The sequence below is a fragment of the Butyrivibrio sp. genome (genome assembly GCF_024699075.1).
Genome location: NZ_JAILQF010000456.1, coordinates 1 through 5168 on the forward strand (window position 1 = coordinate 1; position 5168 = coordinate 5168).

At 40.0% G+C, this 5168-nt stretch carries 5 protein-coding genes and 3 tRNA genes; all 8 read left to right on the forward strand.

Features of this window, described 5'->3' with window-relative positions:
- The first annotated feature begins 59 nt into the window (after window positions 1-59).
- Window positions 60-141 (forward strand) — tRNA-Tyr (locus tag K6G87_RS18025).
- A 51-nt stretch (window positions 142-192) separates the two neighbouring features.
- A tRNA-Met gene (locus K6G87_RS18030) sits at window positions 193-266 on the forward strand.
- Between the two features lie 6 nt (window positions 267-272).
- A tRNA-Phe gene (locus K6G87_RS18035) sits at window positions 273-345 on the forward strand.
- A 108-nt stretch (window positions 346-453) separates the two neighbouring features.
- Window positions 454-1995 carry an aminotransferase class I/II-fold pyridoxal phosphate-dependent enzyme gene (locus tag K6G87_RS18040; RefSeq protein WP_296840385.1) on the forward strand — a complete coding sequence of 514 codons (1542 nt, stop codon included), beginning with the start codon at window positions 454-456 and terminating at the stop codon, window positions 1993-1995.
- Window positions 1983-2576 carry a guanylate kinase gene (locus tag K6G87_RS18045; RefSeq protein ID WP_296840388.1) on the forward strand — a complete coding sequence of 198 codons (594 nt, stop codon included), beginning with the start codon at window positions 1983-1985 and terminating at the stop codon, window positions 2574-2576. The genes K6G87_RS18040 and K6G87_RS18045 overlap by 13 nt, the downstream gene beginning before the upstream one ends.
- A 46-nt stretch (window positions 2577-2622) precedes the next feature.
- A complete protein-coding gene (locus K6G87_RS18050) occupies window positions 2623-3063 on the forward strand; it encodes a YaaR family protein (RefSeq protein ID WP_296840390.1) in 441 nt (146 codons plus the stop codon).
- 38 nt (window positions 3064-3101) lie between these two features.
- Window positions 3102-4145, forward strand: coding sequence for a DNA polymerase III subunit (locus tag K6G87_RS18055; protein ID WP_296840393.1), 1044 nt, complete (start codon window positions 3102-3104; stop codon window positions 4143-4145).
- A 46-nt stretch (window positions 4146-4191) separates the two neighbouring features.
- Window positions 4192-5168, forward strand: a 977-nt coding sequence (locus K6G87_RS18060; protein ID WP_296840395.1) for a PSP1 domain-containing protein, incomplete at its 3' end; no start/stop codon positions are given.

The window sequence follows — 5168 nt, forward strand, 5'->3', positions numbered from 1 at the left end:
GCAGCTGATTTGTAATCAGCAGGTTAACGGTTCGAGTCCGCTCATCGGCTTTTTCATAAGGGTGGCTTCCCGAGTGGCCAAAGGGGACAGACTGTAAATCTGCTGCAAATTGCTTCGGTGGTTCGAATCCACCGCCACCCACTCGTTAACTTCATACAGATAATAGTGGGAGTTCTTGAAGGACTTCAATGACGCGGGGTGGAGCAGTCTGGAAGCTCGTCGGGCTCATAACCCGAAGGTCATAGGTTCAAATCCTGTCCCCGCTACTCTGTGCCTTGATAGCTCAGTTGGTAGAGCAACGGACTGAAAATCCGTGTGTCACCGGTTCGATTCCTGTTCAAGGCACTTTTTTATTTCTAGGCATAAGACATAGTCTTATGCTATTTTTTTTACTAAGAATCAATCTATGGTATAATTTAAAAGTTAAGTACTTTAGAGCAATTGGAGATACTATTGGGCGAACTGTGGGATAAGCTTTCAGATCTGTCAAAGAGTAATATGTATCCTTTTCACATGCCTGGGCATAAAAGGAATGCTTCTTGTGGTATGGATACAGCTTTACTTTTTGATCATGATATTACTGAGATAGATGATTTTGATAATCTGCATGATGCAAGAGATTTACTAAGGACATGTCAGAACAGGGCTAATGATCTGTATAAGGCTGGTGAAACCTTTTTCCTTGTAAATGGATCTACCTGTGGCGTTCTGTCGGCCATATCGGCTGTTACAGCTGATGGAGACACTATACTGACTGCAAGGAACTGTCATAAGTCTTTGTATCACGCTGCTTATCTTAGAAATCTGAATCTTAGATATTTATATCCTGAGAATATAGAAGGCTATGATTTTTGCGGCGCTGTAACTAAAGCGTCTGTAGAAGAGGCTCTAGGGGTAAATAAAGATATAAAAGCTGTCTTTATAACATCACCAACTTATGAAGGCGTGTATTCGGATGTGAGGGCTATAGCTGATGTAGCACATCGTCATAATATCCCTCTTATTGTTGATGAAGCTCATGGAGCTCATCTAGGTATAGCTAAGGGAATGCCTGAAGGTGCGATAGCACAGGGAGCAGACATTGTAATTCACAGTCTTCACAAGACTCTTCCTTGTATCACGCAGAGCGCTTTACTACATGTAAGCGGATCCTATGTTGACAGAGACAGACTTAAGAGGTTCCTTAGAATATATCAGACCAGTAGTCCGTCATATCTTATGATGGCATCTATAGATGATGGCATATCATATATGACAAGATACGGCGATGACTTTGCAACAAAGCTTTTGTCATATCATGATAAAATCCTTGCTAATACCAGAAAGCTAAAGCATCTCATCGTTCCTGATTATTCGGTAATAGCTGATCCATGCAAGATTGTCATTGCCTGCAAAGATAATTCGATAACAGGATCAGATATATATGATCATTTAAGGAATAGATACGCACTACAGCCCGAAATGGCCTGCAAGTCCTATGTTCTAATGATAATAACCGGTATGGATACATTAGAGGGCATAGAAAGGCTTATAGAGGCTATTAAAGAAATAGATAAAGATATAGATAAAAAAATTAATAAAAATATAGATACAGAAATAGATACAGTGATAGAAGACAAGGCTGATCTATATGATTTGTATAATGCAGAAGATACTAAAAAGCAAGTTGATTCAAGTAATGCAGAAGATAAGATAAATCCAGGAAATTTGAGCATAGCAGAATCTAGGACAGGTTCTTATACTCCTTGTGATATAAAGATGACACTTACAAAAGCCTGGGATACTGATCATGAAGAGATTCTTTTGGATAAAGCAGATGGAAGAATCGCAGCTGATTTCGTTAATTTATATCCGCCGGGGATCCCGCTTGTAGTCCCCGGAGAAGTAATTACAGACAAGCTCATAGATAATATCAAAGAAAATCTGACAGAGGGTCTTAACGTTCAGGGAATATCTGAAGGAAGACTTATAAGGGTGGTAAAATGGGGAAAATAGTCCTGCTCATGGGAAAGAGCACAACAGGTAAAGACACTGTATACAGAAATCTTCTCGAAAAGAACAAGTTTGATCTTAAAAAGGTTGTGTTATATACAACAAGACCTATGCGTGACAAAGAAGAAAATGGAGTTCAGTACTTCTTTTGTGATGAAGAGGGTTATCAGAAGTTTTTGAATGACCGAAAAATAATAGAAGGACGAACTTATGACACATGCTATGGACCATGGCGCTATTTTACAGTTGACGATGGACAGATAGATCTTGAAAGTTCAAGCTCTTTAATGATCGGAACACTTGAAGCCTATGAATCCATGACAAACTATTTTGGCAAAGATAAAGTCGTTCCTGTATATATTGAGATCTCTGACAGAATCCGCATGGAGCGGGCTATGCACAGGGAAAATAAGCAGGAACACCCAAAATATGATGAGATGTGTCGAAGATATCTTGCAGACGAAGAAGACTTTTCTGAAGAAAAGCTCAAAGCAGCAGGAATCACAAGAAGATTCAATAATGAAGGCACAATAGATCAGATACTTGACGAGATTAATGAGTACCTTACACAGATGGGTGTCTGATACATAAATTCCTGCATAACCGCTATCTGTATAAGGAGGTGCGGGTATGGATATTAAAATAGGTCAGGTACAGCAGACACAGCCTACTCAGCAGACTGAGAATAATCAGCCTATTGATGACCAGTTTAAATTCACATTGGCATCCAAGCTTGAAGATACAACGCTTGCGGACAGACTTACCAACATGATGCAGGATATACAGCAGCAGGGTAAGCTTATTGGCAAGAAGCATGACATCAGGGATATGCAAAGGTACAGGAAGCTGATCAAGGAATTTTTGAATGAAGTTATAACAAGATCTCATACTTTTTCCAGAGAGAACTTTCTAGACAGGAAGGGAAGACACAGAGTATATGGAATAGTAAGACTTGTTAATGAGAATCTTGATGCTCTTACACAAGAGCTTTTTAAGGATGAGAAAGACAATATAGCCATAATGGGGAGAATAGGAGATATTGAAGGACTTATCCTTGATATATTCACTTAAGAGCGGTTTAGAATTACCTGAAACAGAGAGGACTTGGAATGGCGGATTTTGCCGATATAATCGGACAAAAGCAGATGACAGATCATCTGCAGAATGCACTGCGAACAGGTAAAGCCTCGCATGCATATATAATCACGGGAGAGAAGGAGTCTGGCAAAGAGTTCATAGCAAGAATATTTGCGCAGACACTTATGTGTAGTGACAGACATGAAGATTATGGGCTTATCGAGCCATGTCATAAATGTCATTCCTGTATACAGGCGGAAAGCGGAAGTAATCCTGACATAATAACCGTTACGCATGAAAAGCCTAACACCATCAGCGTTGATGAAGTTCGTGCCATCTGCGATGATGTTGTTATAAAGCCTTATGCAGGTCCTTACAAGATCTATATTTTCCCAGATGGAGAAAAAATGAATATTCAGGCGCAAAATGCGCTTTTAAAGACGCTGGAAGAACCGCCGTCATATGTTGTGATGCTGATACTTACCGACAACCTTGATGTCTTCCTTCCAACAATCCTTTCAAGATGCGTGGTGCTTCCAATGAAGCCGGCACCTGATGAAGATATCAAGCATTTTTTGATGAAAGAGTATCATACTCCTGATTACAGGGCGGATCTTTGTGTTTCCTTTGCAAGAGGCAATGTAGGCAAGGCAATTTTACTTTCGCAGAATGAAGATTTTGACAGAATGAGGAAGCAGACCTTCAGCCTTCTTCAGAAGATAAGCAGAAAAGAGCTTCATGAGATACTTGATATAGTCAAAGAGATAGAGACACCGCAGGATGAAGCGGGCAATGCAGAGAACGTTGATAAGAAAGAAATAATATCTGATTTTTTGGACATGCTCTTATTCTTTTTCAGAGATGTACTCGTGTATAAAGCTACAGAAAGTGACGGGGGCTTGATTTTCGCAGGTGACCTATCGTATATTAGAGATACGGCTGAAAAATGCACTTTTGAAGGCTTAAACAGCATCGTAAATCTTATCAGTAAGACGCGAAGAAGGATACAAGTTAACGTCAATCCTGATATCGCAGTAGAGATGCTGATGATCGGTATAAAAGACAATATGACATAACTTTGCAAAGTTAATTTGATTGGAACTATAAAGAAATGAGGTTAAGATGACCAGAGTAATAGGCGTACGCTTTCGTACTGCCGGAAAGATTTATTTTTTTGATCCGGGAGAATTGGAAATCAAAAGAGGCAGCCATGTTATCGTGGAAACTGCCAGAGGTATAGAATACGGAACAGTTGTAGCACCTGCTTATGACGTAGAAGATGATAAGGTTGTAAAGCCTATCAAGACTGTTATTCGTATTGCTAATGAAACTGATGAGAATCAGGAAAGAGAGAACAGGGAAAAAGAGAAGGAAGCCTTCAAGGTCTGTCATGAGAAGATTCTAAAGCATGGCCTTGATATGAAGCTTATTGATGCTGAGTATACTTTTGATAATAATAAGATTCTCTTTTACTTTACAGCAGACGGAAGAATTGACTTCCGTGCGCTTGTTAAGGATCTTGCTGCAGTATTCAGGACAAGGATTGAGCTTCGCCAGATCGGCGTAAGAGACGAGACCAAGATAATCGGCGGATATGGCATATGCGGAAGACCGCTTTGCTGCCATTCTTATCTTTCTGACTTTGCACCTGTATCAATTAAGATGGCCAAGGAGCAGAGCCTGTCTCTTAATCCTACCAAGATATCAGGTGTGTGCGGAAGACTTATGTGCTGCCTCAAGAACGAAGAAGAGGTTTACGAAGAGCTCAATAAGAAGCTTCCTAAGGTTGGCGATATAGTAAGAACTGATGACGGATTTGAAGGTGAAGTTGCTAATGTTGGTGTACTTCGTCAGACAGTTCGTATTCTTGTTGATGTTAATGATGAAAAAGAAGTTCATGATTACACAGCAGATCAGGTTCATTTTGTAAGGAAGAAATCCAAACATGGTAATGAGCCTAGAAATGACAAGAGTGAAGAAGTAAGTATAGAAGAGCTTAAAGCCCTTGAAGATATGGGTACAAGCGGCGATCTTGATGGTGAAGAAGGCCAGGGTCAGGGCAAGCAGAATTATCAGGGAAGAAATAATAAAAACCAGGG

Bases quoted from the DNA above. Each gene is read 5' to 3' on its own strand.
- K6G87_RS18050 (WP_296840390.1), top strand. From the start codon at position 2,623: ATGGATATTAAAATAGGTCAGGTACAGCAGACACAGCCTACTCAGCAG.
- K6G87_RS18045 (WP_296840388.1), top strand. From the start codon at position 1,983: ATGGGGAAAATAGTCCTGCTCATGGGAAAGAGCACAACAGGTAAAGAC.
- K6G87_RS18055 (WP_296840393.1), top strand. From the start codon at position 3,102: ATGGCGGATTTTGCCGATATAATCGGACAAAAGCAGATGACAGATCAT.